The sequence below is a fragment of the Exiguobacterium sp. s64 genome, from assembly GCF_018618035.1.
GTDB lineage: Bacteria > Bacillota > Bacilli > Exiguobacteriales > Exiguobacteriaceae > Exiguobacterium > Exiguobacterium mexicanum_A.
Map to the genome: position 1 here is coordinate 1 of NZ_JACSLH010000005.1, position 23,800 is coordinate 23,800.

At 51.0% G+C, this 23,800-nt stretch carries 28 protein-coding genes, 10 tRNA genes and 1 rRNA gene; 8 read left to right on the forward strand and 31 right to left on the reverse strand.

Annotated elements, in window-relative coordinates:
* From KNP64_RS08685 to acpS, 19 genes are all read right to left on the reverse strand, one after another.
* Positions 1-67: ribosomal RNA gene (locus tag KNP64_RS08685) — 16S ribosomal RNA — on the reverse strand; the annotation flags it as partial.
* A gap of 101 nt (positions 68-168) precedes the next feature.
* Positions 169-245: transfer RNA gene (locus KNP64_RS08690), tRNA-Ile, on the reverse strand.
* A gap of 10 nt (positions 246-255) precedes the next feature.
* Positions 256-332, reverse strand: a tRNA-Arg gene (locus KNP64_RS08695).
* Positions 333-336: 4 nt separating this feature from the next.
* Positions 337-424, reverse strand: a tRNA-Leu gene (locus KNP64_RS08700).
* A gap of 31 nt (positions 425-455) precedes the next feature.
* Positions 456-531: transfer RNA gene (locus tag KNP64_RS08705), tRNA-Lys, on the reverse strand.
* Positions 532-540: 9 nt separating this feature from the next.
* Positions 541-612 (reverse strand) — tRNA-Gln (locus tag KNP64_RS08710).
* 7 nt (positions 613-619) lie between these two features.
* Positions 620-695: transfer RNA gene (locus tag KNP64_RS08715), tRNA-Asp, on the reverse strand.
* A gap of 23 nt (positions 696-718) precedes the next feature.
* Positions 719-794: transfer RNA gene (locus tag KNP64_RS08720), tRNA-Val, on the reverse strand.
* 6 nt (positions 795-800) lie between these two features.
* Positions 801-875 (reverse strand) — tRNA-Glu (locus tag KNP64_RS08725).
* Positions 876-901: 26 nt separating this feature from the next.
* Positions 902-993: transfer RNA gene (locus tag KNP64_RS08730), tRNA-Ser, on the reverse strand.
* A 9-nt stretch (positions 994-1,002) separates the two neighbouring features.
* Positions 1,003-1,077 (reverse strand) — tRNA-Asn (locus KNP64_RS08735).
* A 208-nt stretch (positions 1,078-1,285) separates the two neighbouring features.
* The gene (locus tag KNP64_RS08740) at positions 1,286-3,421 is read right to left on the reverse strand and encodes a Tex family protein (RefSeq protein WP_371815324.1); all 2,136 of its coding nucleotides are present in this window, start codon (positions 3,419-3,421) and stop codon (positions 1,286-1,288) included.
* Positions 3,422-3,487: 66 nt separating this feature from the next.
* Positions 3,488-4,288 carry an RNA polymerase sigma factor SigB gene (sigB, locus tag KNP64_RS08745; RefSeq protein WP_021068185.1) on the reverse strand — a complete coding sequence of 267 codons (801 nt, stop codon included), beginning with the start codon at positions 4,286-4,288 and terminating at the stop codon, positions 3,488-3,490.
* Positions 4,254-4,730, reverse strand: coding sequence for an anti-sigma B factor RsbW (rsbW, locus tag KNP64_RS08750; protein ID WP_021068184.1), 477 nt, complete (start codon positions 4,728-4,730; stop codon positions 4,254-4,256). Before rsbW ends, sigB begins: the two co-directional genes overlap by 35 nt.
* Complete coding sequence (locus KNP64_RS08755) at positions 4,727-5,053, reverse strand: STAS domain-containing protein (protein WP_128123185.1); 327 nt, start codon at positions 5,051-5,053, stop codon at positions 4,727-4,729. Before KNP64_RS08755 ends, rsbW begins: the two co-directional genes overlap by 4 nt.
* A gap of 141 nt (positions 5,054-5,194) precedes the next feature.
* Positions 5,195-5,545 carry a type II toxin-antitoxin system PemK/MazF family toxin gene (locus KNP64_RS08760; RefSeq protein WP_029596222.1) on the reverse strand — a complete coding sequence of 117 codons (351 nt, stop codon included), beginning with the start codon at positions 5,543-5,545 and terminating at the stop codon, positions 5,195-5,197.
* A gap of 5 nt (positions 5,546-5,550) precedes the next feature.
* Entirely contained in the window at positions 5,551-5,829 is a 279-nt protein-coding gene (locus KNP64_RS08765; RefSeq protein WP_034780874.1) for a hypothetical protein, read from the reverse strand.
* A gap of 129 nt (positions 5,830-5,958) precedes the next feature.
* Positions 5,959-7,035, reverse strand: a complete 1,077-nt coding sequence (alr, locus tag KNP64_RS08770) for an alanine racemase (RefSeq protein ID WP_214793038.1) — start codon at positions 7,033-7,035, stop codon at positions 5,959-5,961.
* On the reverse strand, positions 7,013-7,390 hold the full coding sequence (gene acpS / locus KNP64_RS08775) for a holo-ACP synthase (protein WP_214709353.1): 378 nt from the start codon (positions 7,388-7,390) through the stop codon (positions 7,013-7,015). Before acpS ends, alr begins: the two co-directional genes overlap by 23 nt.
* 63 nt (positions 7,391-7,453) lie before the next feature.
* On the opposite strand from acpS, the gene KNP64_RS08780 reads away from it, so the two are divergent.
* Positions 7,454-8,179 (forward strand): rhomboid family intramembrane serine protease, encoded by a 726-nt coding sequence (locus KNP64_RS08780; RefSeq protein WP_214793035.1) that lies wholly within the window; start codon positions 7,454-7,456, stop codon positions 8,177-8,179.
* A 153-nt stretch (positions 8,180-8,332) separates the two neighbouring features.
* On the opposite strand, the gene KNP64_RS08785 is transcribed toward KNP64_RS08780, so the two are convergent.
* The 3 genes from KNP64_RS08785 to KNP64_RS08795 are packed head-to-tail and all read right to left on the reverse strand — an operon-like array spanning position 8,333 to position 9,434.
* The gene (locus KNP64_RS08785; RefSeq protein ID WP_214709349.1) at positions 8,333-8,650 is read right to left on the reverse strand and encodes a hypothetical protein; all 318 of its coding nucleotides are present in this window, start codon (positions 8,648-8,650) and stop codon (positions 8,333-8,335) included.
* 33 nt (positions 8,651-8,683) lie between these two features.
* Positions 8,684-9,166: a hypothetical protein gene (locus KNP64_RS08790; RefSeq protein ID WP_235420248.1), complete on the reverse strand. Its 483-nt coding sequence runs from the start codon at positions 9,164-9,166 to the stop codon at positions 8,684-8,686.
* The gene (locus KNP64_RS08795; RefSeq protein ID WP_214709347.1) at positions 9,159-9,434 is read right to left on the reverse strand and encodes a 4a-hydroxytetrahydrobiopterin dehydratase; all 276 of its coding nucleotides are present in this window, start codon (positions 9,432-9,434) and stop codon (positions 9,159-9,161) included. The genes KNP64_RS08790 and KNP64_RS08795 overlap by 8 nt, the downstream gene beginning before the upstream one ends.
* A gap of 142 nt (positions 9,435-9,576) precedes the next feature.
* Here KNP64_RS08795 and KNP64_RS08800 point away from each other — a divergent pair, with 142 nt between their 5' ends.
* Together KNP64_RS08800 and KNP64_RS08805 are read left to right on the forward strand one after the other, a co-directional pair.
* Entirely contained in the window at positions 9,577-10,110 is a 534-nt protein-coding gene (locus tag KNP64_RS08800; RefSeq protein WP_214710649.1) for a cysteine hydrolase family protein, read from the forward strand.
* A 22-nt stretch (positions 10,111-10,132) separates the two neighbouring features.
* Complete coding sequence (locus KNP64_RS08805) at positions 10,133-11,578, forward strand: nicotinate phosphoribosyltransferase (RefSeq protein ID WP_214793032.1); 1,446 nt, start codon at positions 10,133-10,135, stop codon at positions 11,576-11,578.
* Positions 11,579-11,619: 41 nt separating this feature from the next.
* On the opposite strand, the gene KNP64_RS08810 is transcribed toward KNP64_RS08805, so the two are convergent.
* Positions 11,620-11,922, reverse strand: a complete 303-nt coding sequence (locus tag KNP64_RS08810) for a hypothetical protein (RefSeq protein ID WP_034780857.1) — start codon at positions 11,920-11,922, stop codon at positions 11,620-11,622.
* 115 nt (positions 11,923-12,037) lie between these two features.
* Between KNP64_RS08810 and KNP64_RS08815 the strand changes: the two genes are divergently transcribed.
* Positions 12,038-12,511 carry a YwpF family protein gene (locus KNP64_RS08815; protein ID WP_034780942.1) on the forward strand — a complete coding sequence of 158 codons (474 nt, stop codon included), beginning with the start codon at positions 12,038-12,040 and terminating at the stop codon, positions 12,509-12,511.
* A gap of 74 nt (positions 12,512-12,585) precedes the next feature.
* On the opposite strand, the gene KNP64_RS08820 is transcribed toward KNP64_RS08815, so the two are convergent.
* The 3 genes from KNP64_RS08820 to KNP64_RS08830 all read right to left on the reverse strand — a co-directional run bounded on the left by KNP64_RS08820 (position 12,586) and on the right by KNP64_RS08830 (position 14,674).
* A complete protein-coding gene (locus tag KNP64_RS08820) occupies positions 12,586-13,062 on the reverse strand; it encodes a DUF456 domain-containing protein (protein ID WP_034780856.1) in 477 nt (158 codons plus the stop codon).
* Positions 13,063-13,072: 10 nt separating this feature from the next.
* Complete coding sequence (locus KNP64_RS08825) at positions 13,073-13,672, reverse strand: histidine phosphatase family protein (protein ID WP_138860038.1); 600 nt, start codon at positions 13,670-13,672, stop codon at positions 13,073-13,075.
* A gap of 66 nt (positions 13,673-13,738) precedes the next feature.
* A complete protein-coding gene (locus tag KNP64_RS08830) occupies positions 13,739-14,674 on the reverse strand; it encodes an alpha/beta hydrolase (RefSeq protein WP_214793029.1) in 936 nt (311 codons plus the stop codon).
* Between the two features lie 173 nt (positions 14,675-14,847).
* Between KNP64_RS08830 and KNP64_RS08835 the strand changes: the two genes are divergently transcribed.
* Positions 14,848-15,858 carry a metal ABC transporter solute-binding protein, Zn/Mn family gene (locus KNP64_RS08835; RefSeq protein ID WP_214793026.1) on the forward strand — a complete coding sequence of 337 codons (1,011 nt, stop codon included), beginning with the start codon at positions 14,848-14,850 and terminating at the stop codon, positions 15,856-15,858.
* Between the two features lie 412 nt (positions 15,859-16,270).
* Here the strand turns inward: KNP64_RS08835 and KNP64_RS08840 are convergent, their stop codons facing one another.
* The 5 genes from KNP64_RS08840 to KNP64_RS08860 form a co-directional block, all read right to left on the reverse strand.
* On the reverse strand, positions 16,271-16,489 hold the full coding sequence (locus KNP64_RS08840; protein WP_214793023.1) for a hypothetical protein: 219 nt from the start codon (positions 16,487-16,489) through the stop codon (positions 16,271-16,273).
* 275 nt (positions 16,490-16,764) lie between these two features.
* Positions 16,765-17,220 (reverse strand): DUF1877 family protein, encoded by a 456-nt coding sequence (locus KNP64_RS08845; RefSeq protein WP_034780851.1) that lies wholly within the window; start codon positions 17,218-17,220, stop codon positions 16,765-16,767.
* An 84-nt stretch (positions 17,221-17,304) separates the two neighbouring features.
* A complete protein-coding gene (locus KNP64_RS08850; RefSeq protein ID WP_214764032.1) occupies positions 17,305-18,753 on the reverse strand; it encodes an alanine/glycine:cation symporter family protein in 1,449 nt (482 codons plus the stop codon).
* A gap of 183 nt (positions 18,754-18,936) precedes the next feature.
* Positions 18,937-21,405: a CoA-disulfide reductase gene (locus tag KNP64_RS08855; RefSeq protein WP_214788373.1), complete on the reverse strand. Its 2,469-nt coding sequence runs from the start codon at positions 21,403-21,405 to the stop codon at positions 18,937-18,939.
* Positions 21,402-21,707: a rhodanese-like domain-containing protein gene (locus tag KNP64_RS08860; protein WP_214710656.1), complete on the reverse strand. Its 306-nt coding sequence runs from the start codon at positions 21,705-21,707 to the stop codon at positions 21,402-21,404. The genes KNP64_RS08855 and KNP64_RS08860 overlap by 4 nt, the downstream gene beginning before the upstream one ends.
* 285 nt (positions 21,708-21,992) lie before the next feature.
* On the opposite strand from KNP64_RS08860, the gene KNP64_RS08865 reads away from it, so the two are divergent.
* The 3 genes from KNP64_RS08865 (at position 21,993) to KNP64_RS08875 (ending at position 23,792) form a co-directional block, all read left to right on the forward strand.
* On the forward strand, positions 21,993-22,259 hold the full coding sequence (locus KNP64_RS08865) for a metal-sensitive transcriptional regulator (RefSeq protein WP_021068154.1): 267 nt from the start codon (positions 21,993-21,995) through the stop codon (positions 22,257-22,259).
* Between the two features lie 66 nt (positions 22,260-22,325).
* Positions 22,326-22,757: a type III secretion system chaperone family protein gene (locus tag KNP64_RS08870; protein ID WP_016509669.1), complete on the forward strand. Its 432-nt coding sequence runs from the start codon at positions 22,326-22,328 to the stop codon at positions 22,755-22,757.
* 90 nt (positions 22,758-22,847) lie between these two features.
* Positions 22,848-23,792, forward strand: a complete 945-nt coding sequence (locus KNP64_RS08875; RefSeq protein WP_251126384.1) for a DUF4003 family protein — start codon at positions 22,848-22,850, stop codon at positions 23,790-23,792.
* The last annotated feature ends 8 nt before the right edge of the window (positions 23,793-23,800 follow it).

Here is a 23,800-nt window from a genome sequence, read left to right on the forward strand (position 1 = left end):
GCTCGACTTGCATGTATTAGGCACGCCGCCAGCGTTCGTCCTGAGCCAGGATCAAACTCTCCAAAGAATTTGATATAGCTCTTTAAAAATGACGAAGCTTGCGCTTCATTCAAAAATTGTAAAACATTTTTGCCTCATCGTTCAGTTTTCAAAGTTCGTCAGTTAAAATGGTGGGCCTAAGTGGACTCGAACCACCGACCTCACGCTTATCAGGCGTGCGCTCTAACCGGCTGAGCTATAGGCCCATAATAAAAATGGTGCACCCTGAGAGATTCGAACTCCCGGCCTTTAGATTCGTAGTCTAACGCTCTATCCAGCTGAGCTAAGGGTGCATATTGGTGCGGTCGAGAGGACTTGAACCTCCACGGTGTTAACCACCACTAGGCCCTCAACCTAGCGCGTCTACCGATTCCGCCACGACCGCAGCGTATTAAGGTGTTACGAGGGATAAAAAATGGTGAGTCATGCAGGGCTCGAACCTGCGACCCTCTGATTAAAAGTCAGATGCTCTACCAACTGAGCTAATGACTCAAATATAAGCTGGGCCGGAAGGGATCGAACCTTCGCATGTCGGAATCAAAATCCGATGCCTTACCACTTGGCTACGGCCCAACGTAAATGGCGGTCTTGACGGGATTTGAACCCGCGATCTCCTGCGTGACAGGCAGGCATGTTAACCCCTACACCACAAGACCGTTATACGTGCTTAAATTTGAAATGGTGGAGGATGACGGGATCGAACCGCCGACCCCCTGCTTGTAAGGCAGGTGCTCTCCCAGCTGAGCTAATCCTCCGTATGATGGTGACCCGTACGGGATTCGAACCCGTGTTACCGCCGTGAAAGGGCGGTGTCTTAACCGCTTGACCAACGGGCCAGATGTATGTGTTTTCTAAAAATAAGTGGCGGAGACGGAGGGATTCGAACCCTCGCACCGGTTTCCCAGCCTACTCCCTTAGCAGGGGAGCCCCTTATAGCCTCTTGGGTACGTCTCCAAAATAAAATGGCTCCGCAAGTAGGATTTGAACCTACGACCTACCGGTTAACAGCCGGTTGCTCTACCACTGAGCTATTGCGGAACGTTGCTTGAATTTATCGAAGTAACGATTTAAATTGTAACCGCAAACCAGAAACCTGTCAATCACTTTTTTAGAAAAGCTTTAATATTCCATGCCGTCTCTCGGCGACTTCTATAAGATAGCACGGGCAGAAAAGACCGTCAACACTTTTTCGTAAAAAAATCGAGCAAAATGAAAAACATTTCGCTCGATGCTAGTTCTCTCTTATTTAATTGCGTGGCTCAAGCATCGTGAGACTGATTCGTCCACGATTGGCGTCAACTTGTTCGATCCATACGGTGACGATGTCACCGACCGCGACAACGTCGAGCGGATGCTTAACGTAGCGATTCGACAACTTCGAAATGTGGACGAGTCCGTCTTGCTTCACCCCGATATCGATGAACGCCCCGAAGTCGATCACGTTTCGCACTGTTCCTTGGAACTCCATACCGACCTGTAGATCTTCCAAGTTCATAACGTCTGTCCGAAGTAACGGCTTCTGAATGTCTTCGCGTGGATCACGTCCTGGTTTCGCGAGCGACTTCAAGATATCTTCAACCGTCGGCAATCCGGCATCTAGCTTCTCACTCAGCACTTTGGCGTCAGCCGTCTTCAATCGATCTCGCAGTTCAGCCGTACCGACCGCTTGCTTCGAAACACCGAGTTCCTTCAATAGAGAGAGCGTCAACTTATAGCTCTCCGGATGAATCTCCGTTTGATCGAGTACATCGCTTCCGTTCGTAATTCTTAAAAAGCCAGCTGCTTGTTCATACGCCTTCGCTCCAAGACGCGGTACTTTCTTGATTTCTTTGCGTGTATCAAAGCGGCCGAACTCATCCCGATACGCGACAATATTTTTAGCCATCGTCTTATTCAACCCAGATACATATGTGAGCAGTGACTCCGAAGCCCTGTTCACATCGACACCGACCATGTTGACGACACTCTCGACGACAAACTCGAGTGAACCCTTTAACTTGTTCTGGCTCACATCGTGCTGATACTGTCCAACCCCCACCGATTGCGGGTCGACTTTGACGAGTTCAGCCATCGCGTCTTGGATACGTCGGGCGATCGAGACAGCCGAGCGTTCTTCTACTTTCAATTCCGGGAACTCAGACCGTGCAATCTCTGACGCCGAATAGACACTCGCCCCCGCCTCATTGACAATGGCGTAAGCAATCTCGCGTTCAGCTTTCTTCAGCCAGTTCGATACGAATTGCTCCGTTTCACGGGATGCGGTCCCGTTCCCGATGACAATGACCGAGATCGGATAACGTTTCACGAGCGACGCTAACACTTTTTCCGATCCGGCGACATCGTGTTTCGGTGCCGTCGGATAGAAGACACCGACTTCTTCGACTTTCCCGATTTCATTGACGACGGCCCATTTACATCCTGTGCGATAGGCCGGGTCAATCCCGAGGACGACGACCTCACGAAGCGGCGGTTGCATGTAGAGTTGCTTCAAGTTTTTCGAGAACACGTCGATTGCCTGTTCTTCGGCCGTCTCAGTCAATTCGCTACGAATCTCACGTTCGATGGCCGGAAATACTGACTTCTTGAACGCGTCCTTCACGGCGAGCGTGACGAGTTCGCGTTTCTCTGTCGGCAAACGGTCAAACTTGCCGAGCGCTTGTCGCATGAAGCCGGCTTCGTCGAAGACAATCTTCACTTGCAACACGTCCGTGCGCTCTCCCCGGTTCAAAGCGAGAATCCGGTGCGGGACGATTCCTGCGATTTTTTCTTCATATTCATAATACTGGGCGAACACTTTTTTCTCGTCTTCCGCTTGTTTTTTCTTCTGCGAACGAAGGAGCGCCTCTTTCCGGACTCGTGTTCGAAGTGATTGTCGAAGCGTCGCCACTTCGCCCCACTCCTCCCCAATGATTGATTGGATGAACGGAAGTGCTTCTTCAAGCGAAAGGTCACCCGCTAACGACTGCGCTTCTCTCAGCGAATAGGGTGTCGGTTGACGATACCAGTCAGCGAGGGCTTGTAGTCCTTTCTCCCGCCCTTGTTCGGCTTTCGTCCGTCGCTTCGGACGATAAGGGAGATAAATATCATCGACTTGTTGCAGGCTCGTCGCCGCTTCAAGCGCCCGTGTCAATTCCGGCGTCGCCTTCTCGAGTTCTTCAAGTTTGGCGAGGACGTCCGTCTTACGCTTGTGCAAACTCTCTTCATATTGTAAGGCGTCGAGAATCGCTTTGATTTCGACTTCATCGAGATTACCGGTCATTTCTTTACGGTACCGGGCCATGAACGGAATCGTCGCTCCGTCCGCGGCAAGTTGTTGCACCGTCTCGACTTGACTCGTCTTCAACTTCAACTCTTTTGCGACTTTCGTAATCAATCGAATCACTTCCTTTTCTCTTCTCTCTAGAAGTGTAGCAAACTCACGCCTAGACGACAAAAAAACGATGACCATTTAGTCATCGTTTGAAAATACTTCGTTGAGCGGGACTTTGATGGCTTCACGTAACTTCTCAAGCGCTCGTCGCTGCAAGCGCGATACGTGCATCTGCGAAATCCCGAGGAGTTCACCCGTCTCTTTTTGGCTCATGTTTTTATAATAAGCACATTCTAAAATCGCCTGTTCCCGTTCGTTCAGCACACTGAACGCTTTTTCAAGGATGAGGCGCTGGTCGACCGATTCGTAGCCACGTTCTTGGCTTCCGACAAGGTCGAGGAGCGTGACGGTCGAACCTTCGTTGTCCGCTTCGATTGAGCTGTCGACGGAAAGGGCTTGGTAGCTCTTGCCCATCTCGAGTGTCTCGAGAATCTCTTCATCGGAAACGCCGAGGTGATCGGCGATCTCATCGATGCGCGGTGAACGTTGCAACTCGGTCGTCAATTCTTCGACCGTCTTCTTGATTTTCGGTCCAAGCTCTTTAATCCGGCGCGGAACGTGGACGCTCCACGTCTTGTCACGGATGAAACGCTTGATTTCACCGATAATCGTCGGAACGGCAAACGACTCGAAACTACGACCGAACTCAGGGTCGAAACGACGAAGGGCAGCGAGAAGTCCGATCATCCCGACTTGAACGAGGTCATCGTGGATAGCCCGGCCGCGTGAAAACTTTCGTGCAAGTGCCTCAACGAGGTCCGAGTATCGGTTAATGAGGAGCATCTGGACTTCTTCATTTTGATCGTCCTGTTGATAACGCTCAATCCACTCTAATACTTCATCATCACTGTGATGGCGTTGTTGAGATTTTGCTGGCACTCTGATCCACCTCGTCCCTGTTAAGGAGTTTCGTCATCGTCACCTTGACACCATTGTCCTTGTTGATCGAGACGTCATCCATTAAGGCTTCAATGAGGAAAAGACCGAGTCCTCCTTCGTGAAGCGATTCAATTTCAGCCGTCTCTTCGACTGGCGCCGCTTGGCGTTTCACGTCGTCGGCAAACGTTTTGCCCGAGTCCTCGATTGTCATTTCGAGACGATCTTGATGGACGCCACACGTGAGTTTCACTTCACCTTCTTGGTCTTCATAAGCATGTTGAACAGCATTGCCACAGGCTTCCGAGACCGCGATTTTAATATCTTCGATCTCGTCGTACGTATATCCCATACGGTTAGCGATTCCTGAGACGACTAAACGGACCACACCGACATACTCCGGTTTGGCCGGGAACGTCATCACCGTCTGTTCGATGTTACTCATTGCGTGCCACCTCTTACGTTTGTATTGATCGAAAGCAACTTGTGCAGTCCTGTCAATTCAAAGAGACGATTGACGCGGTCGGTGACGCCGACGAGCGACAACTCTTTCTCATTACGTTTGGCTATTTTAAGGGCACCGACAAATACGCCGAGACCAGTTGAATCCATATAGTCCACTTCATCCAAATGAACGGTGACGTCTTGGTCCGTGATTGCCGGGTGCAAGACTTCCTTCAATTTTGGTGCGGTATATGTATCCACTTCTCCGGATACGTAAAGGTGTAATTGTTCTCCAATGACTTGCTCGCGAATCGCTAAATCCATCGTATATTCCCTCCTAATGTGCGTACAGAAAAATTGAGTACGATTAAACTAAATTCCCGTTTCACAGAATTCTAAACTATTTTTTAAAGATTTTTTTGAAAAAAAACCGATACCCATGTATCGGTTTCTTTAATATGTAAGCTAGAGAGGGATTAATCCCAGACTAATCTCTAGCGCTCGGTCAACTTTGTGCATCGTCTCATCATCAAGATGAGTGACTTTATCCGTCAGACGACGCTTATCAATCGTTCGAATCTGTTCAAGTAAAATCACGGAATCTCGTTCGAGACCATGTTTGACTTGATATACCTCTACATGAGTCGGCAGTTTTGCTTTCTGGATCTGAGCCGTAATCGCAGCGACAATGACGGTCGGGCTAAAGCGATTGCCGATATCGTTTTGAATGACGAGAACCGGACGAACTCCACCTTGCTCTGAACCGACTACGGGCGACAGATTCGCATAAAACACGTCACCACGCTTTACGATCACTCCGCTCACACCCCGCTTACTTGACGTAAGAGAGCATGTTCGGCTTCCGTCTCAATCATCAGCATCTCTTCTGCCATATTCAAATTAAACGCGGCCATCTCTTGATAGCCTCTCGCCAATTCTTCGCGCAGTGTTTGTTGTCGATCAGCAATTTCTTTGGACAAGTACGTCACTACATCGTTCAATGACAATGATTCACGGTCTTTCATCGAAATCGGACCCCCATGCTGCGAGAACCGATCTGGAACGGACGCTAAAGCACCCGCAGTTCGCTGTTTTAACATCTTACACCTCCAGAATCGTTTCAATGACTGGCGGAAATATTCCCGCGTTCTTTACCAATATAACACGCGAGTTTGGGAAAATATAGAGAATTCCCGAAAGAATTCAGATAATTTCACACGTTTTCCGCTTTACACATAACGTCGCGGGAGGCGATTCGTTAATTGACAGACGACCTCATAGTTGATTGTCTCGAGATGCGTGGCCAGTTCGTCAATCGCGACTGGTCCGCCGATGAGCGTGACCACAGTTCCGACCGGCAGCTCTTTAGGAAGCCTCACCATGAAGCGATCCATGCAGACACGACCGATAATGGGGCAGCGCTCTCCATTGACGTCTACTTCGAAGCCGCTCGCTTTACGAATCCAGCCGTCGGCATATCCGACCGGCACGGTACCGATCCACTCATCTTCAGTCGTCGTATACGTCGCCCCGTAGCTGATCGTCTGTCCAGCTTCGAGTTGCTTCACTTGCATGAGCTTGCTCTTCAACGTGAAAACCGGACGTAAAAATGAATAGAAGGAAGCCATTTCAGCTGACGGGTAGAGCCCATAAATCGCAATTCCGACCCGCACCACGTTGTACGGTACGTCTTGTCCGACCATGCGGATCGCTCCGGCCGAGTTTGACGTATGAATGTAGCGGAATCGCGAGTGGAGTCCATCCATCAACTGACCAAATCGCTCCTGCTGCTCATAGTAAAGCTCACTGTCAGGCTCATCCGCTGTCGCAAAGTGCGTATAGATCCCTTCGACGATAAAACGGTTATCTGCCGCTTCTAAAAGGGCATCAAGTTCGGCGCGGGTCCGCAGACCGAGGCGCCCCATTCCGGTGTCGACTTTCACATGAACGGTGAGTGGACGGTCAGAAAGATGTGTGCGCGCCTCACGCAACCAGTCGGCCGAAAAGACGGACAACGTCACATCGTGTTCGGCTGCGACGCCCGCATATTCTGGGAACTGGGCCTCCATGACGAGAATCGGCGCTTTAATCCCGGCCTCTCGGAGCTCGATGGCTTCCTCGAGTAAGGCCACGCCGAGCATCGTCGCTCCGTTATCAAGCGCAATCTTTGCCACTTCGACGGCACCATGCCCGTAAGCGTTCGCTTTGACGACGGCCATGAGCGCTTGCGGGATCCGTTTTTTGATTTCGATTACGTTATGTTTGATCGCCGCCCGATCGATTTCAATCCAACTTGGACGAAACATCGTGATCCCCCTCTTCAATGATGACTTGTGCCACGGCATATTGCTCGCTGTGGCTGATACTCATATGAATCCGGCCTGAGTACGGCGCCGTCATATACGGCCGTCCGGTCTCATCCGGTAAAATTTCGATTTGTTGCCACGACAGGCCCCGAGCAATCCCGGTCCCGACCGCTTTGGCATACGCTTCTTTCGCCGCAAATCGTCCGGCGACGAATTCGATGCGCCGTTGTTCTGGATAGGCGTCCGCAAGCGCCCGCTCGGCTTCGGTCAACAGACGTGCGACGAAACGGTCATTTTTGAGCGAGTGAGCAATCCGCTCGAGCTCGACGATATCGATTCCGATTCCCACAATCACAGGACACTCGCTCCTTTCCTTTTTCACTCGTTTCCTTATACAATTAAGGAAAGAGGTGATGTTATGTTTAGTCGTACTGAGAATGTTCAAACGTTCGTCCGGGCGTATCCACTCGTAACGCTGTTCATTGTAATCCAACTGCTCGTGTTTGTCATCGATTCTTTGGTCCCCGACCTCCGGATCGTCGCACTCGGCGGGTCATTCCATCTCGCACTCGCCCAAGGGGAATGGTACCGTCTCTTGACGGCCAACTTCATCCATTTAGGGCTCGGTCATTTGCTGTTCAACTCGTTCGCTTTGATTATATTCGGACCTGCCATGGAACGCATGGTCGGTCACATCAAGTTCGCCGTGTTCTATATCGTGGCCGGTGTGCTTGCCAACTTGCTCACGTTCTTCACGGTGAGTGAACTGTTCTACCTGCAAGCCGGTGCTTCAGGTGCGATTTTAGCGATTCTTGGCTTCTATGTGTACATCGGTCGGTTCCGCCGGACGCTCATCTATAGCCAGGACGCGCGACTCGTCTATATCTTCGTCGCCATTAGCGCCGTGTTCACGCTCATCGGGGCGAACGTATCACTTTGGGGACATGTGTACGGCTTCCTTGCCGGGTTCTTGCTTGCGGTCCCGCTTGCCCGGTTCGCGGTCCCATACTCGCGTCCGCTCCGTTACGGGAAGTACAAGCCACGCAAGTATTCCCCGCCGATCATTCATACGGGTGAAGGCAAATGGATTTTTTACGTAATTGTCGGACTGGCCGTGTTCGGCCTGTTCGCCCGCTTTTTGTAATCACAAGTGCTCCTGAAAAGCAGACGGGTTTCGTCACGTGACCGATTTGTTTTCAGGAGCTTTTGTATTCGTGAAACATTTATCATATAGGGACAGCGATGAAGACAACATAAAAAACAGCCCGGCGCAACAGCACCGGACCGTGAATATGAATTAGATTTGATTTTTGTGACGAGCGTCTTGGAGCGCGTCGACCAAGTCTTTCACATCTTCGACGAGATTTTGAATCGTGTCTTGGTTCTCTTCGTAGAGCGCCTTCAAATCCATGACGCGATCTTTCAAGCTCCCTTTCGATGAGGCTTGAAGGCCGACCGAATGGCTTTGTGTTGACGCATCCTTCGACTTGAGTCGTGATTTCATATGTTTGAGCTGTCTGACTTGTTGTTCGCGCGTCTCTCTGTGGAGAAGCGATGCCCCGGCTCCGATGACGGCACCTGCGGCCATTCCCATCCAGAAGTAGTTCTTGTTCATAAAAAATCCTCCCCTAACATGACGTTATATTTATTATAAATCATCCGCTTCATCGACGACATAGTGTTTTATGATTGGACCGGCTCCTTTTTGTTCGACGGCTTCTTTCAGCCATTCTTGGAACAAGACATAGTCGGTCGAATCACGGAAACGATTTCCGCCCTCGGTGAATTGGATGAAGATAATCCCGTGGTGATCGTCCGGGTCGACACCGAGCCGATAGGCGGCAAAACCGCTATGGCCAGACCCAAGACGTGATTTGTCTTTCAACAAGCGATGGAACAAGAGCGACCGGGCGTTCGAATCGACCGGAATGTTCGCATAGACAATATTCCCTTTCGAGGCGAATTGTCCTTCCGCTTCTTCGATTTGAAACGTCTTCCCGCTTTGGAAGGGAGACTTGTCGCCTTCTGCGAGCAAAATCGTCTCGGTCCCGTTGGCGACAAGGATACCGGGTTGTTGACGCAATCGTTCAGCGACAGTTCCTGAGGCAAACGTCATGAACAGTTTAGACAAGCCTCTCACACCCTTTCGCGAGCATGATGTCTTTCTCCGTGATTCCACCTTCGTCATGCGTGGACACGGTCAATGTGACGTTCCGATACTCGATCAAGATGTTCGGATGATGATTGAGCTCCTCCGCCAAATCAGCGACGAGATGGACGAACTGAATCGCCTCTGGAAACGTCTCGAGCCGATACGTCTTTTGTAATTCCCCTTCAACAACATCCCAGCCATTTAAGCGGGATAGTTGCTCTGACAGTTCGGATGATGACAGCAGCATGTGCTGATTCCCCTTTCGCAAACGGTTCTTCTTACACCTAGTACCCGACCCCGATCAAAAATAATCTTTTTCGCATCACGCAAAATGATTTAGAATAAGAAGGATAGCCAACTATTCTTCACATGAGAGAGGAGATCTCGCCATGCGAGCATTGATTGTGATCGACTACACGTTTGATTTTATCGCAGATACGGGTCGTTTGACTTGTGGAAAACCAGGGCAAGACATAGAAGAACGAATCGTCCAGTTGATCGAGGAGTTTGCGGACGAGAATTATGTCGTCATCGCGAACGATGTCCACGACGCCGGCGACACGTATCATCCTGAGACGACGCTCTTCCCGCCCCACAACATTCGCGGTACAGAGGGCCGTGAATTATACGGTGCCGTCAAAACCGCGGCAAGCCGGGCCGATCATTGGATCGATAAGACACGCTATAGCGCCTTTGCCGGCACAGACCTCGACTTGCGCTTGCGCGAACGGGCCATCACAGAGATTCATCTCGTCGGTGTGTGCACAGACATTTGTGTGCTTCATACCGCTGTCGACGCTTACAACCTCGGCTATACAATCGTCGTCCACGCCGACGCCGTCCAAAGCTTCAACCCAGTCGGCCACGATTGGGCGCTCGAACATTTTGTCACGACACTCGGGGCCACTGTGACCGGGAAGTGACGTAAAACAGAAAGGAACGATTATGTTACATCGCAACTTAGCGCTTCACACCGACCTATACCTCCCACGTTGGATGTATATCTATTGGAAACAAGGCCGTCACAACGAACGAGTCGTGTTCGACCTCTATTATCGCTCGAACCCGTTCAGCGGAGGTTACGTCGTCTTCGCCGGCCTCCAAAATATCGTGCATTATTTAGAGAACGTCTCATTCACGGAAGAAGATATCCGCTACTTGAAACAGCAACTCGACTTCGAGGACGAGTTCGCGGATGTACTCCGTAACTTCAAGTTCACGGGCTCGCTCTACAGTGTCCGTGAAGGAGAAGTCATCTTCCCGAACGAACAAGTCGTCCGCATCGAATCGACGATCTTTGAGGCGAAGCTGTTCCAGACGGCGCTCTTGAACATCGCCAACCACGAATCACTCATCGCGACGAAATACGCGCGCATCCGCCAAGCTGCGCCGAACGAGACACTACTCGAAGGCGGTGCTCGTCGCGCCCAAGGCGTCGATGCTGCGTACTATGGAACACGGGCCGCCTATATCGCCGGTTTCGACGTCACGAGCTTGGTTTCGGCCGGACGTGATTTTGACGTCCCAACCGGCGGAACGATGGAGCACGCCGATATCCAGTTCCACGATGACGAACTCGAGGCATTCCGCTCGTTCGCCTCGATGTACCCGGACAATACGAGCCTGTTGATCGACACGTACGATACGCTCAAGTCAGGTCTCCCGAACGCGATCACGGTCGCCAAAGAACTTGAAGCGAAAGGCTACCGCTTGAAGTCGGTCCGACTCGACTCGGGTGACTTGGCCTACTTGTCGAAACGGGCCCGAAAAGCATTGAACGCGGCCGGACTCGATTACGTCAAAATCGTCGTCTCGGGCGACCTCGATGAGTACGTCATTCAAGACTTGCGGATGCAAGGAGCTGAAGCCGATACGTTCCTCGTCGGGACGCGCGGTATCACGGCCTATGAGCAACCTGCACTCGGTATGGTGTACAAACTCGTCGCCCGCGAAGGCGTCGACGGGAAGCTGAAGCCGGTCATCAAAGTGTCGTCTTCGAAAGTGAAAACGACGACTCCGCACAAGAAAGAATTGTATCGCATCATCGATAACGAGACCGGGAAGTTCAAAGGTGACTATATCGCCCTTGCCGACGAACCAGTCGAGTCGTATAACGAGATTGACTTGATTGACGTGCGAGACCCCGCGTTCCGCATCAAGACACGTAACTTTAGCGTCAAACGTTTGCTCGTCCCGATTTTCCAAGACGGCGAACGCGTATATGAGTTACCGAACGCGACAGAAATCCGCACGTATCATCACGAGCAGATGAACGGTCTGTGGGAAGAGTACAAACGCCTCCGCTTGCCGGAAGTGTACTCGGTCACATTCAGTAAACCGCTCTGGGACTTGAAGCTCGAAATGATTCGTCAAACTCGGATTCCGAAATAAAAACAAGAGGCTACGGATTTTTTTCCGTTAGCCTCTTGTTTTTATGCCGTCGTCATCTCATTCGCATGGATTTTATCTTCTTTTCTCCGAAAGTAAAGGGCGATCGAAAGAGAGATCAAAATCAATATGAAGTAAACGGTCCGTTGCCAAAACGTCGCTTCCGTATCCCCTCGGAACAACGCGATGATATAGTCACTCCCGCTCACGAAGAACAAGCCCGCGAGCAAGAGGAAGATTCGATATCCGGCCCGACTCCGCTCCTGCTTTACTTTGAAGAAAAGGACACCATAATAACCGATTGCTAGAATCGCGATATACCCGATTATGCCAACAACCCAACTCATCTTGATGCCTCCTTGTCCTCTATTTTTTTTACGTCGCTTCCCCGCTATCGTAACACAATCTTCGAATCAGACTGTGTTAAGATGAGTTAAAGAAAATGTGGAAGGGATCGATACGATGAAAACGTTCCGCCTAGTCCAAGTTCGCCTCGTCCAAGACGAGTACGGCAACGAATTGAACCTGCCCGTCGAACTGCTCGATGGGTTGATCATCTCAAAAGAGCACGACAACGAATGGCTCCTCGAGATGCTCGTACCGACTGAATTCGCCGTCACGCTTCATCACTATTTGAATAAGCGAATCCTGCTTCTCGCCGAAGCCGTCATCACGTCTCCATCGAACCGGCCGGCCGCCCTCGCCTTGACGTTCACGAGTGAACGGTCGCTAAGCGACCATCACACGTTCGTCGCCGAAGGGCTCATGTTGTTGCCAAAACAAGACACGACGAAGCAAGTACTCGATTCGTTGATTTCCGAAGGCGTGGCGAACGCCGAGCTCAAACCGTCCTTCTTCGAAAAACAAATGGAGCAACAGCAGTCGTTCAGCCGCTCCGCCTTCACTCAGCTCGTTAAGACAGGATCGTTCGAATAAGTCGAACGGTCTTGTTTTTCTTTCCCCGTTTTTTCAAATATCTCAACCCAAAAAGGCGAAGAAATTTCTCCGCCTCAAATGTAGATGAAAAACAAGATGACCATCATCGTCATTCCGACGACTTTGAGCATCGTACTTCCAAGGAAAGCAAGTACCGTCCCGACACCGATACTCCACGCCTCACGCGTCGATTTACCGAGCGTGAGCTCCGCTAGAAACGCGAAGATGAACGGGAAGATGAGCACGCCGACGAGCGGGAAGATGAACGGACCTGCGATCAATCCGATCGTCGCTCCCCACTTCGCCCGTTCGGAACCGCCTCGTTTATCAACCGTCGCCCGAGTGACGATATAGTCGACTACGAACAAGAAGATCAAAAATACGGTTTGCCAAAGCCAAAACGTCCATGTGAGCGGCTCGAACGAGAATCCAAAACCGTAAATCATATAACCGATGAATAAGAACAAGACGCTCGGGATGACCGGATAAATCAGACCCGCGAACGCGACAACAAATGATGCGATGATGAAAATCCAGAGCAATGTCGTCATGAGCTTCTCCTCACTTCGCGACGATCACATTCGTAATATGGTCGGCGACATTGACCGCCTTGACCACGAACTGACCATCTTGATATTCGATATAGTTCGAGCAGGCGTTGCGCATGGCGTGGCGGAACGTATACGTGTCGTCAATCGCCGATAAGGCGGCTTTAATTGCATGTGAATGACAGACGACGATGATACGTTTTCCGGCATGTGCCTCGACGATGTCTTCCATGCCGCTCAAGACCCGGGCCCGCATCTCATCTTCTGACTCGAGACCCGGGACGCGGTCTTGATCATCGGCTTGGACAGCTTCGTAAATGCCAGGCACCGGTTTTCCCGACGCATGACCGAACTCACGCTCGATGAACCGTTCGTCCTGAATAATCACGCCTGGGTCAATGCCGCACGCCTCTGCGATGTAGCGGGCCGTATCCATCGCTCGCGAAAGTGGGCTCGCGACGATCACGTCCCATGATTCTTGGCTTAAAAAGGCCGCACTCTCTTCGGCCTGCCGATGTCCGAGTGCGTTGAGCGGGATATCTTCCCGCCCCTGAATGATTTCTTGAAAATTCCAATCGGTCTGACCATGTCGGACCAAACAAAGTTCTGTCACGCGAGTCACTCCTTTTTGATTCCTAAATCCTACCCCATCGTACCATCTTTGAAAAAAAGCGCAACGTCACATCATCGCGTCATCGATGAAACGATCGATGCGGGCCATGAGTTGCGTTTCTTTGATCGGGTTGTCGGATTGGAGAAAGCTCGCTAACGAATGCGTACCGTTCGGGAAGGAAATCAGCTGCACGTTCGCACCGACTTCGCTCGCATGTTCCACGAAATGGAGCGCCTGTCCGAACGGGACGATTGGGTCTTTCTTTCCGTGCAAGATGAGGATGGGCGGGGCGTCGTCATAAAGATGCGTGACCGGGGAACACTTCACCATCAGTTCGCGCCACGCCTCACGACTACCTTCGTAAAACTTCAAATGGGCGAGCCACGTCTGGATGAACTTGAACAACAAGAAGTTCGTCGGCGGATAAAGGGCGATGACACCTTTCACCGGCGGCACGTCATCGCCGAGTTCTCCTATAAACTGCTTGCTTCGGTCGAGTGCTGTCGCAAGGACAAGGGCCGCGCCTGCCGAGTCGCCCCAGACAATCAATTTGTCGATGTCAAGATTGAGCAGACCGTCGTGTTGTTTGAGATAGCAAAGCGCATCGGAGACGTCGATGATGTTGTCCGGGAAATAGACCCCGTCCTCGAACAGACGATAATCGATGCTGATGACTGCGAATCCTTTGGCGAGGAAGTGATCGAGCAATGGATGGAACAACGTCACCATGCCTCGATTCCCTCGAACGAATGCCCCGCCGTGTGCATAGACTGCGACCGGGAACGGTCCTTCGCCGGGCGGGTAGTACACATCAAATTGGAGCGGACGGTCATTGACAATCTTGTACGTGTGAGTCCGGCGTTTACGGGTCGAGGGACGCACCGGCAACTCGGGCTCTTGCCAACGCACGAGCGATCCGTATTGGTTCCATACGCTTGCCCCGGCTGCGGTGGCGGCCGCGAGCGCCGCACCACCGACGAACCAGGCGGTCTCCTTTCTCATATACATCCACTCCTCGTTCTTTTTTTAATCATATTCCCTTTTTCTCGAAAAACCATCCATCTGAAGTCGAACTTGACGTGTTCGCATTCGCCCCCTATAATATAAAACGCAGTCTCAGAACGTAACGGTTACGATTTAAAGGTTTTATATAGAGAGGACAGGTGGAGAGGGTTATGAACAAAAAACTGTTAGGTGTCGCCGCTGCCGGGACACTTTTATTAGGTGGTTGCGCAAGCAATGAAGAGGGCGGTACCACAGAGGAAGCCAACGACCAGTTGACCGTATATGCGTCGACGTTCGCGTTGAAATCATTCGCCGAGGAGATTGGCGGCGACCGCGTCCGCGTCGAGATGGTCATCCCACCTGGTGCCGACCCGCACACATATGAGCCGACCTCAAAACAAATGACAGACATCGCTGAAGCGGACTTGTTCTTGACTGTCGGCCATGACCTCGAGCCATACGTGGAGTCGATGGAGAAGAGCTTGGCCAATGAGAACGTCACATTCGTGAAGACAGCCGAAGACATCACCCTTTTATCGGCTGATGACACGGTCCACGTTCACGGTGAGGACGAGCATAGTGAAGAAGACGAGCACGGACATGAGGACGATGACCATGCTGAGGAAGAAGCCGGTCATAGTGAAGATGACGGCCATAACCACGGTCAGTATGACCCACACGTCTGGCTCGATCCAATGAATGCCGTCTCGATGGCCGAAGCGGTCGAAGCGGCCTTCAGCGAACAGTCCCCTGACTATAAAGATGAGTTTGCGGATCGCTTGAGCGTCTTCAAAGAAGAAGCCGACACGCTCGACGCCGAGCTGAAAGCGGCAGTCGAGGGCGGTTCGAAGTCAGAGCTGCTCGTGACGCACGCCGCCTATGGCTACCTAGCGGAGCGATACGGATTCGACCAACTCCCAATCGCAGGTCTCACGCCTTCGGAAGAACCGTCACAACAGGCGTTGAAGCGCGTCATCGAAGAGGCTCAACTTCATGATTTGAAATACATCGCCTTCGAGGACACGGTTACCCCGAAAGTGGCCCAGGTCGTTCAAAATGAGATCGGCGCGGAGACGGTGACGATCTATAACTTGGAATCGGTCACGAAAGAACAGATGGACAAGAGTTACTTCGATCTCATGCGCGAGAACGTCAAAGCGCTTGAGACGGCATTGAAATAAGACAAAAACTCGGCGCTGCGGCGTCGAGTTTTTTTGTCTAAATGGTATGACTAGCGTTTGGCGTTGTCCTGTAGAAGTCGTTCCGCGACCAAGACGTAGACTATAGAAACCAAAACGCCTACGGTACCTGGTAGAACGGCGACAATTGGGTCGGCCAAATATGAGGCCGGGATTAGGTAAGTGAATAAGGACTTCACACCATAAAGTGCCAGTAGAGCCGTAAGGAGAATGACGATTCTAGTTTTTTTCTTCACATTCCCAAAAAACTGACGTTCAGTTTGATTTGTCTCATCTGCATTCGTTATACCTAACCAAGATAACATTCAGGGAACCTCCATAAAATAATAAAATACTTTAGAAGAATGCCATTTAAACAACTTACCCACCGCTCGACGCTATGTCGTCGGACTTTTTACATGTCCGGCTGACGATCGATTTGTCGCAGCCTAATCCAGATGACGCTTGTGACAAACAGTACGACTGTCGTCATACTCGCTTGTAGCATCATCTCCCATAGCACATCACGTGAATCAAGACTGTACGTGACTAATAAGCTTCCTAAAAAGAAACTAGTCGCCACGGCACCGATACGCAACAAAGAACGGTTTGGCCAACGTTCATATAGAAACATCGCGCTATTCATCACAGTCAATAAAAGATTCAGGAACAGCAAGACGCCCCAAAGTATCGAGACAGGATGGTCGGAAGGCGTCCCCGCACCAAGAACATATCCCCAACTCACGATATAAAGCAAGAGCGCTATCATATTCAGTCTTGCAACGCGTTTTCGACCGATTCGATATGCAAACACAGGGCTAACTATCATATAGAATAAAGCCAAATTAACAAGGAAATTACTCACTTATCCCACCGCCATTTTTTCAATATTATACCATTTAGACGATCTTACTCATAATAAATCAACACGAGCTCATCTCGTTCAATCGCTTCTTCGCAGAATCGTTTCAGCAACGTCCATTTGAGCCATACATCATCGAGGCCTTCATGGTCGACGAACGCCATGTCGGCGACATCCTCTTTCGTGAACGCGTTCATCGCGTCTTTGACGATGTGGAGCAGTTGCGGCGTCAAAATCCCGACGACGACCGCCTGCTTCTCGTTGACGATCAACTCTTCCCCAATGACCGCCATCTCCAAGTTATACGTGTCATCCCCATCGATATAGACTTCGATTTGCCCGAGAATTTTTTGGAACCGTTCAATGTTCGGGAGCGTCAACGTCTCATACGTGTCACGCTGTTGAGCGTGAACGTGCAACAGCCAATCTAAAATCATTTCCGGGTCTTGCCCGAACGAGACCCATACTTCTGGGGAAATGCGTATATAATGTGTCGTCTCCATGATTGAACGCCCCCCTTTTCTTCAGTTTACCCATCTTTTAGGCGCAAAAAAACCGCCTACGTGTTTTCGTAGACGGTTTGTCGCTTATGAACGAATCGTGCCTGTCTTGACTTCTTCCTCTTCTGCCGTCTCCCAAGCCTCGATGTACTCGCGGCCTGGCAAGTTGTCGATCGAATCGGCGTAAAATACCGGGTCATCACCTTGACGGCGTTGCTCCAAGTAATCGTCGAGGACGAGACGAGCGACTTTCGCGAGACGGAAAATCGCATACAAGTTGACGAGCGCCATAAGGCCCATGAACACGTCCGCAATCGACCAGACGAGACCGGCCGAACGGACGGCTCCGAAGAGGATCATACCGACGACACCGATGCGGTAGAGCGTGACGTAAATCTTTTTATCCGAGATGAACTGGATGTTCGTCTCGCCGTAGTAGTAGTTTCCAAGAATCGAGCTGAACGCGAACAAGAAAATCGCGATCGTGAGGAACGATGTCGCCATCGGACCAATCTCAGCCGTAAGCGCCGCTTGTGTCAATTCAACACCTGCGAACGACTCCGATCCGGCTACACCTGACAACAAGATGATCATCGCTGTCGACGTACAGACGAGAAGCGTATCAACGAAGACGCTGAACGATTGAATCAAGCCTTGCTTGACCGGGTGCGATACTTCCGCTGTCGCCGCCGCGTTCGGGGCAGAACCCATTCCGGCTTCGTTCGAGAAGAGACCGCGACGAATTCCTTGGAGCACCATCGCTCCGATGGCACCGCCGAACAGTTGCTGCAGACCGAACACGCCTTCTGAGAAGATCAAACCGAACACTTCCGGCAATAATGATGCGTTTGAAATCATGACCCATCCTGCGAGCAAGATATAGCCACCGGCCATGACCGGGACGATGATACTCGAGAGCACGGCGATCGACTGAATCCCACCGAAGATGACGATTGCTGTGACGACGGCCAAGACGAGACCGACTGTCGTCGTGCTCACGCCGAACTGATTGCTCATCGAGAGCGAGATTGTGTTCGACTGCACCGAGTTGAAGGCGAATCCGAACGAGAACGTGATGAGAATTGCGAACAAGATCCCCAGCCAACGTTGACCGAGGGCGCGCTCCATATAGTACGCCGGGCCTCCACGCCATGTGCGTCCGTCCCGAATCTTGTAGACTTGTGCGAGCGTGCTTTCTACGAACGCCGAAGCCGATCCGATGAGGGCGATGAGCCACATCCAAAAGACGGCTCCTGGACCTCCGAGCGCGATTGCTGTCGCGACACCGGCGATGTTACCCGTTCCGACGCGGGCTGCTGTCCCGATCGCGAACGCTTGGAATGACGAGACTTGGCCTTTTTCACGTTTCATGCCGTCTTTGAACAAGAGGCGGAACATTTCAGGCAACATCCGGAACTGGACAAACCCCATCCGGACGGTGAAGTACAAACCTAAGGCGACAAGGACAACGATTAGTACTGATGACCAAAGCAAGTCGTTGGCTGATGAAACGAGACCTTCTACGAATTTCTCCATCTTTAAATCCTCCGTGTATGTATGAGTTATAAGAAAAAGTTATGTCAACTTTCTTTACATGAGTAGAATTATAGGAAAAACGTCTAAGAATTGCAATCTTTTTTCGACAAATTTCACATGAGCTGTCGAACAACAGAAAAAGCGACCGGTCAAGTGACCGATCGCCCATCCTGCATCATTTGATTAGATGAAGAGGTTCAAGTTGCCGCCTTCAGCCGCCCCGAGGTATGCTGCCACACCACCGAGATCGATGCCGTCGATCAACTCTTCTTCTTTGATTCCCATGACGTCCATCGACATCGTACAAGCGACCATTTTGACGCCTGCTTCTTGAGCCGATTTGATCATTTCGTCAAGTGATGGTACATTTTTGTCGCTCATCACTTTTTTCATCATCTTTTGACCAACTCCACCGAAGTTCATGTTCGAGAGTGGAAGTTCACCCGCATGCGATGGCATCATCATGCCGAACATCTTCTCGAGACCTTGTTTCTTCACTTCCGGTGCATCTGGCTTACGAATGACGTTGAGTCCCCAGAATGTGAAGAACATCGTCACGTCTTTGCCCATCGCCGCCGCACCTTGGGCGATGATGAACGAAGCGAGCGCGCGGTCGAGATCTCCGCTGAAGACGACCATCGATGCGCCGTCTGTCGCTGGTGCCCCTGCTTGTACAGCCGCAGGACCATTACCTTTTTGAAGAATTGCTTCCACGCGACCGTTCACGAACTGTTTCGAGACGAGCTTGTTGCCGGTTTTCTTAGCCCATGCTTCGATGTCTGCAAAGAAACCAGGGTCACTCGCGAGGACACGAAGCGTCTCGCCTTCGCCGAGCTCGGCTACTTTTTTATTTACTTCTAAAATTGGTCCCGGGCATTGCAGACCGCATGTATCTAGGAAAATCGGTTCCCCGACTGGTTCATTTGTCATTGCTGGCGGTGCCTCCTCCGTTACTGTTGCGGCAGTCTCACTCTCTGCCTTCGTGCCTGCCTCAATGGCATCAAAATCACGTTTTACTTGTGACCATGTTTTGTAGCCACCGCTCAAGTTTTTCACCTTGAAACCGTTTTGACGCAAGATACGGGATGCGAGATATCCGCGAAGCCCGACTTGGCACGTCACATAAATCGTTTCGTCTTTGCTGTAGTTGTCCAAATGATCGCGTAGCGAGTTGAGCGGAACGTTGATTGAACCAGGAATTTTGCCAAGTTCATGTTCTGACTCGTCACGGACGTCGAGCAATGTCGCGCCGTTTTGGACCAACTCGTCAATCTCGTTCCAGTGCACGACTTCGTTATCGCCGAGAACGACGTTCGACGCGACGTAACCGATCATGTTGACTGGATCTTTCGCTGAGCTGAACGGTGGTGCGTAGCTGAGTTCAAGGTCTGGAAGGTCAAGGACCGTCAAGCCACCTTTCATCGCTGTCGCAATCACATCGATCCGTTTATCGACGCCGTTCATCCCCACGCCTTGCGCGCCGTAGATTTCACCTGTCGTCGGATGGAACAAGAGTTTGAGTGATACCGGTGTCGACCCTGGGTAATAACCCGCATGTGAACCCGGGTGCACGTGAACGGCTTCGAATTCTTTACCAGCTGCTGTTAAACGTTTTTCGTTCCAACCTGTCGAAGCAACTGTCATATCGAATACTTTGGCAATCCCAGTCCCCATCGTTCCGTTGTATTTAACGTCACGACCGTTGATGATATCGGCGACAAGACGGCCTTGGCGGTTGGCCGGCCATGCAAGCGGAACGACCGTCGGCTCTTTAAAGATATAATCGAGTACTTCGACAGCATCTCCAATCGCGTAAATGTTCGGATCTGACGTGAGCATCTTCTCGTTGACGCGGATGGCGCCGCGGATGCCTGTTTCAAGTCCTGCTTCCGTTGCGATTGACGATTCTGGCACGACGCCGATTGACAAGACGACCATATCGGTATCGATGACGCGACCGCTCTTCAAGTGGACACGTTTCCCTTTCTCAGAGAACGAATCGACACCGTCAGAAAGCTGAAGGTCGACGCCATGGAGACGCATGTGTTCGTGAACAGGTGATACCATCTCACGATCGAGCGGTGTCATAACTTGGTCGGCCATCTCGACGAGCGTGACCTCGACGCCGCGCTCACGTAAGTTTTCAGCCATTTCGATCCCGATGAAACCGCCACCGATGACTGTCGCGTGTTTCGGCGCTTTGTCGTCAACGTAGCTGCGGATTTTATCCGTATCCGGAATGTTGCGGAGCGTGAAGATGTCTTCTGCTTCTTCAATTCCAGGGATGTTCGGACGAATTGGTTTCGCTCCTGGTGACAAGACGAGTACATCGTACGACTCATCGTATGTTTCGCCCGTCTTAACGTTTTTCACCGATACCGTCTTCTCGGCACGGTTGATTTTTGTCACTTCCGTCAAGTTGCGGATGTCGAGTTGGAAACGTTTATTCATGCCCTCGACCGTTTGGACGAGCAATTTTTGACGATCTTGAATCACGTCACCAATGTAATATGGAAGACCACAGTTCGCGAACGAAATGTATTCGCCCCGGTCGAACATGACGATTTGGTTCTCTTCGTTTAAGCGACGAAGGCGTGCGGCTGCTGAAGCGCCACCGGCGACTCCACCGACGATTACGATTTTTTTACTCATTGCTCATTTCCTCCTTTGACGACTTCACCAGGCCAGCTCATCAAGCCATCTTCTATATTGATCACTTTATAACCTTTCGCTTCCATTTGCCAAGTTGCTTGCGTGCTGCGAGCACCTGAACGGCAGAGAACGATGTATTCTTCTTCAGGGTCGAGTGTCTCGATCCATTCCGAAATTTCAGATAGCGGATAATTGCTCGCGCCAGCAATGTGCGCTTCTTGGAACTCGTCACGTTCACGAACGTCGACGATGTTCACTGGTACTTCAAAATCCATTTGACGTTTTAAAGCAGATGCTTTCACGTTATTTACCCATCCTTTTAATCTATGATGTTTCACTTATTTATTCGTCATCTTGGTAGCGGGCGTCCGACGAAAGTTTGTGATTCATTGAACATATCGCTTCCACGTCATAAATATACCCCCTATGGTATTTGATTGCAAGGGATTTGTTTGACGAAATGGTAAACTTTCAAAAAATCTTTATCTCAAACGTTGTGGCTCGACACATACTCCCCCACGTATTAAGATGAGACTACACAATAAATAGTTGGGTTACTGAACGATTTGAATATAGAGGTGAATCTAATGGAACAGTATCAATACGATGCGAAAGTATTGAACCGGATGAAACGAGTCGAAGGACAAATCCGGGCCATCATCCGTATGATGGAAGAAGGGAAAGAGTGCCGCGACGTCGTGACGCAGTTGAGTGCGGCTCGTTCGGCACTCGACCGTGCTTCGACCATCATCGTCGCGAAGAACTTGGAGCAGTGCATCATCACCGCCCAACAAGATGGCGAAGATACGTCAGAAACCGTCGAAGAAGCCATCAAAATGTTGATGAAACGCTAGTTCCCCTTGCTTTCCCTCCGCAAATGGGAGAAAGTTAGAGTAACGACTTTTAAGGGGGACTTGTTTGTGAACTTCGAAGAAAAAGTAGAATCATTTAAAGCGCTCGTCGCTGAACGCAATATGACGTTTAAAGAGAGCGAGACTGAAACGCACGTCACATTCTTGACGCGCGAAACGACTAAATCCGGGGCTCAGCCCGTTATGATTATCGCCTTCAATAAAAAGACGACGGATGCGGAACTTTATGCCGCGACAGTCACACACGTGCCGGACTACGTGGAAGACCTACCGATTCTTAACGCCTTGAACGAGTTCAACCAAGAGTTCAAATACTTCCGTTGCGTACTCGATAGCGACCGTGATGTCACGCTCGCCTCGACGCTCGACCTCGACCTCGGCTTCTCGCCAGAGATCATCTTGCAACATTCATTCATGATGTTCCAAGCGGCCGATGAAGTGAACGAGTACATGCAGAAGTTGTATACGCAAGTCCAATAACAAACAGCCGCCCCGGACGAATCCAGGGCGGCTGTTTTTGAATCATTCTTTCGATTGTACTCGTATAAGGAGCAAAAGGAGGAATTGCTGATGATGACACGTTACACCCGTTACCTCGAAGCACTCGAAGGAATCAGGGGAGCGACAAAGTGGTTCACCGATGATTTCCGACGTTTGATGGCCATCAACTATGCCATGCACGATACCCCGTTCGATTCGGGACGGTTCGAACACGCTCAAGCGGTTCTGAAACAGAAGACCGGCATGTTCTCGAAATTTCGCGGCAGTAATAATTTTGTCTGGCTGTCGTTTCTCGATGCCAAGTATGAAGACATCGAACCGGCCATCGACGAGGCGCTCCGGCTCGATACGTTACTCGACCGGAAGCACTTCCGCTTCAGTATGTTACGGCCCTTTATCGCGAGCCAACTGATCAACGTCGATGAGCCCGAGCGCCGGCTCGATGAGGCAAGCGCACTCTATCAAACGTTCAAACGAAACCATCCTTGGCTGACGAGCGAAGAAGATCTCTTGTCTGCCCTCGTCCTCGTTCAAGCGTTCGATGACCATGTTGCGCTAAATGAACGAATCGAGACGTATTACGAAGCGTTGAAAGCCGAGTTGCCCCGCTCAAACGAGCTCCAACTCGTCTCCCATCTACTTGCTTTTAGCGACTTGCCTTCAGACGAGGTCATCAACCGCCTGCTCGAGTGGCGCACGCGGCTCCAAGGACAAACAATCGCTGTCAAAAACGAGCATCTGCCAGCGCTCGCCCTCTTGGCCATCGTCGCGGCTCCGAACGACAACGACGAGCGCGACCTGATCGAAATCACGAACGCCGAGAAGGAAAAGCATCGCTGGTTCCACACCCACGCGTTGACGGTCGCCCTGCAACTCGTCGCGGCAAACAACATCAAGGAAGACGCGAGCGATTTACTGTTACACGGGACGTTCGCCCACCTGCTCGCCATGCAACAGGCAGCAACGGCCGCGACGACTGTCGCCATCATCTCTAGCAGCGCTTCAAGCGATTAAAAAAAGAA

What these genes read in the sequence shown, in the direction of transcription:
- KNP64_RS08865 (WP_021068154.1), top strand. Translation starts at nt 21,993, where the DNA reads ATGGAACAGTATCAATACGATGCGAAAGTATTGAACCGGATGAAACGA.
- KNP64_RS08850 (WP_214764032.1), bottom strand. Translation starts at nt 18,753, where the DNA reads ATGGAGAAATTCGTAGAAGGTCTCGTTTCATCAGCCAACGACTTGCTT.
- KNP64_RS08875 (WP_251126384.1), top strand. Translation starts at nt 22,848, where the DNA reads ATGATGACACGTTACACCCGTTACCTCGAAGCACTCGAAGGAATCAGG.
- KNP64_RS08845 (WP_034780851.1), bottom strand. Translation starts at nt 17,220, where the DNA reads ATGGAGACGACACATTATATACGCATTTCCCCAGAAGTATGGGTCTCG.
- KNP64_RS08785 (WP_214709349.1), bottom strand. Translation starts at nt 8,650, where the DNA reads ATGAACAAGAACTACTTCTGGATGGGAATGGCCGCAGGTGCCGTCATC.
- KNP64_RS08835 (WP_214793026.1), top strand. Translation starts at nt 14,848, where the DNA reads ATGAACAAAAAACTGTTAGGTGTCGCCGCTGCCGGGACACTTTTATTA.
- KNP64_RS08815 (WP_034780942.1), top strand. Translation starts at nt 12,038, where the DNA reads ATGAAAACGTTCCGCCTAGTCCAAGTTCGCCTCGTCCAAGACGAGTAC.
- KNP64_RS08805 (WP_214793032.1), top strand. Translation starts at nt 10,133, where the DNA reads ATGTTACATCGCAACTTAGCGCTTCACACCGACCTATACCTCCCACGT.
- KNP64_RS08795 (WP_214709347.1), bottom strand. Translation starts at nt 9,434, where the DNA reads ATGCTGCTGTCATCATCCGAACTGTCAGAGCAACTATCCCGCTTAAAT.
- KNP64_RS08800 (WP_214710649.1), top strand. Translation starts at nt 9,577, where the DNA reads ATGCGAGCATTGATTGTGATCGACTACACGTTTGATTTTATCGCAGAT.
- KNP64_RS08830 (WP_214793029.1), bottom strand. Translation starts at nt 14,674, where the DNA reads ATGAGAAAGGAGACCGCCTGGTTCGTCGGTGGTGCGGCGCTCGCGGCC.
- KNP64_RS08780 (WP_214793035.1), top strand. Translation starts at nt 7,454, where the DNA reads ATGTTTAGTCGTACTGAGAATGTTCAAACGTTCGTCCGGGCGTATCCA.
- KNP64_RS08855 (WP_214788373.1), bottom strand. Translation starts at nt 21,405, where the DNA reads ATGAGTAAAAAAATCGTAATCGTCGGTGGAGTCGCCGGTGGCGCTTCA.
- KNP64_RS08840 (WP_214793023.1), bottom strand. Translation starts at nt 16,489, where the DNA reads ATGTTTCTATATGAACGTTGGCCAAACCGTTCTTTGTTGCGTATCGGT.
- rsbW (WP_021068184.1), bottom strand. Translation starts at nt 4,730, where the DNA reads ATGAGTAACATCGAACAGACGGTGATGACGTTCCCGGCCAAACCGGAG.
- KNP64_RS08810 (WP_034780857.1), bottom strand. Translation starts at nt 11,922, where the DNA reads ATGAGTTGGGTTGTTGGCATAATCGGGTATATCGCGATTCTAGCAATC.
- KNP64_RS08820 (WP_034780856.1), bottom strand. Translation starts at nt 13,062, where the DNA reads ATGACGACATTGCTCTGGATTTTCATCATCGCATCATTTGTTGTCGCG.
- alr (WP_214793038.1), bottom strand. Translation starts at nt 7,035, where the DNA reads ATGTTTCGTCCAAGTTGGATTGAAATCGATCGGGCGGCGATCAAACAT.
- KNP64_RS08765 (WP_034780874.1), bottom strand. Translation starts at nt 5,829, where the DNA reads ATGTTAAAACAGCGAACTGCGGGTGCTTTAGCGTCCGTTCCAGATCGG.
- KNP64_RS08755 (WP_128123185.1), bottom strand. Translation starts at nt 5,053, where the DNA reads ATGGATTTAGCGATTCGCGAGCAAGTCATTGGAGAACAATTACACCTT.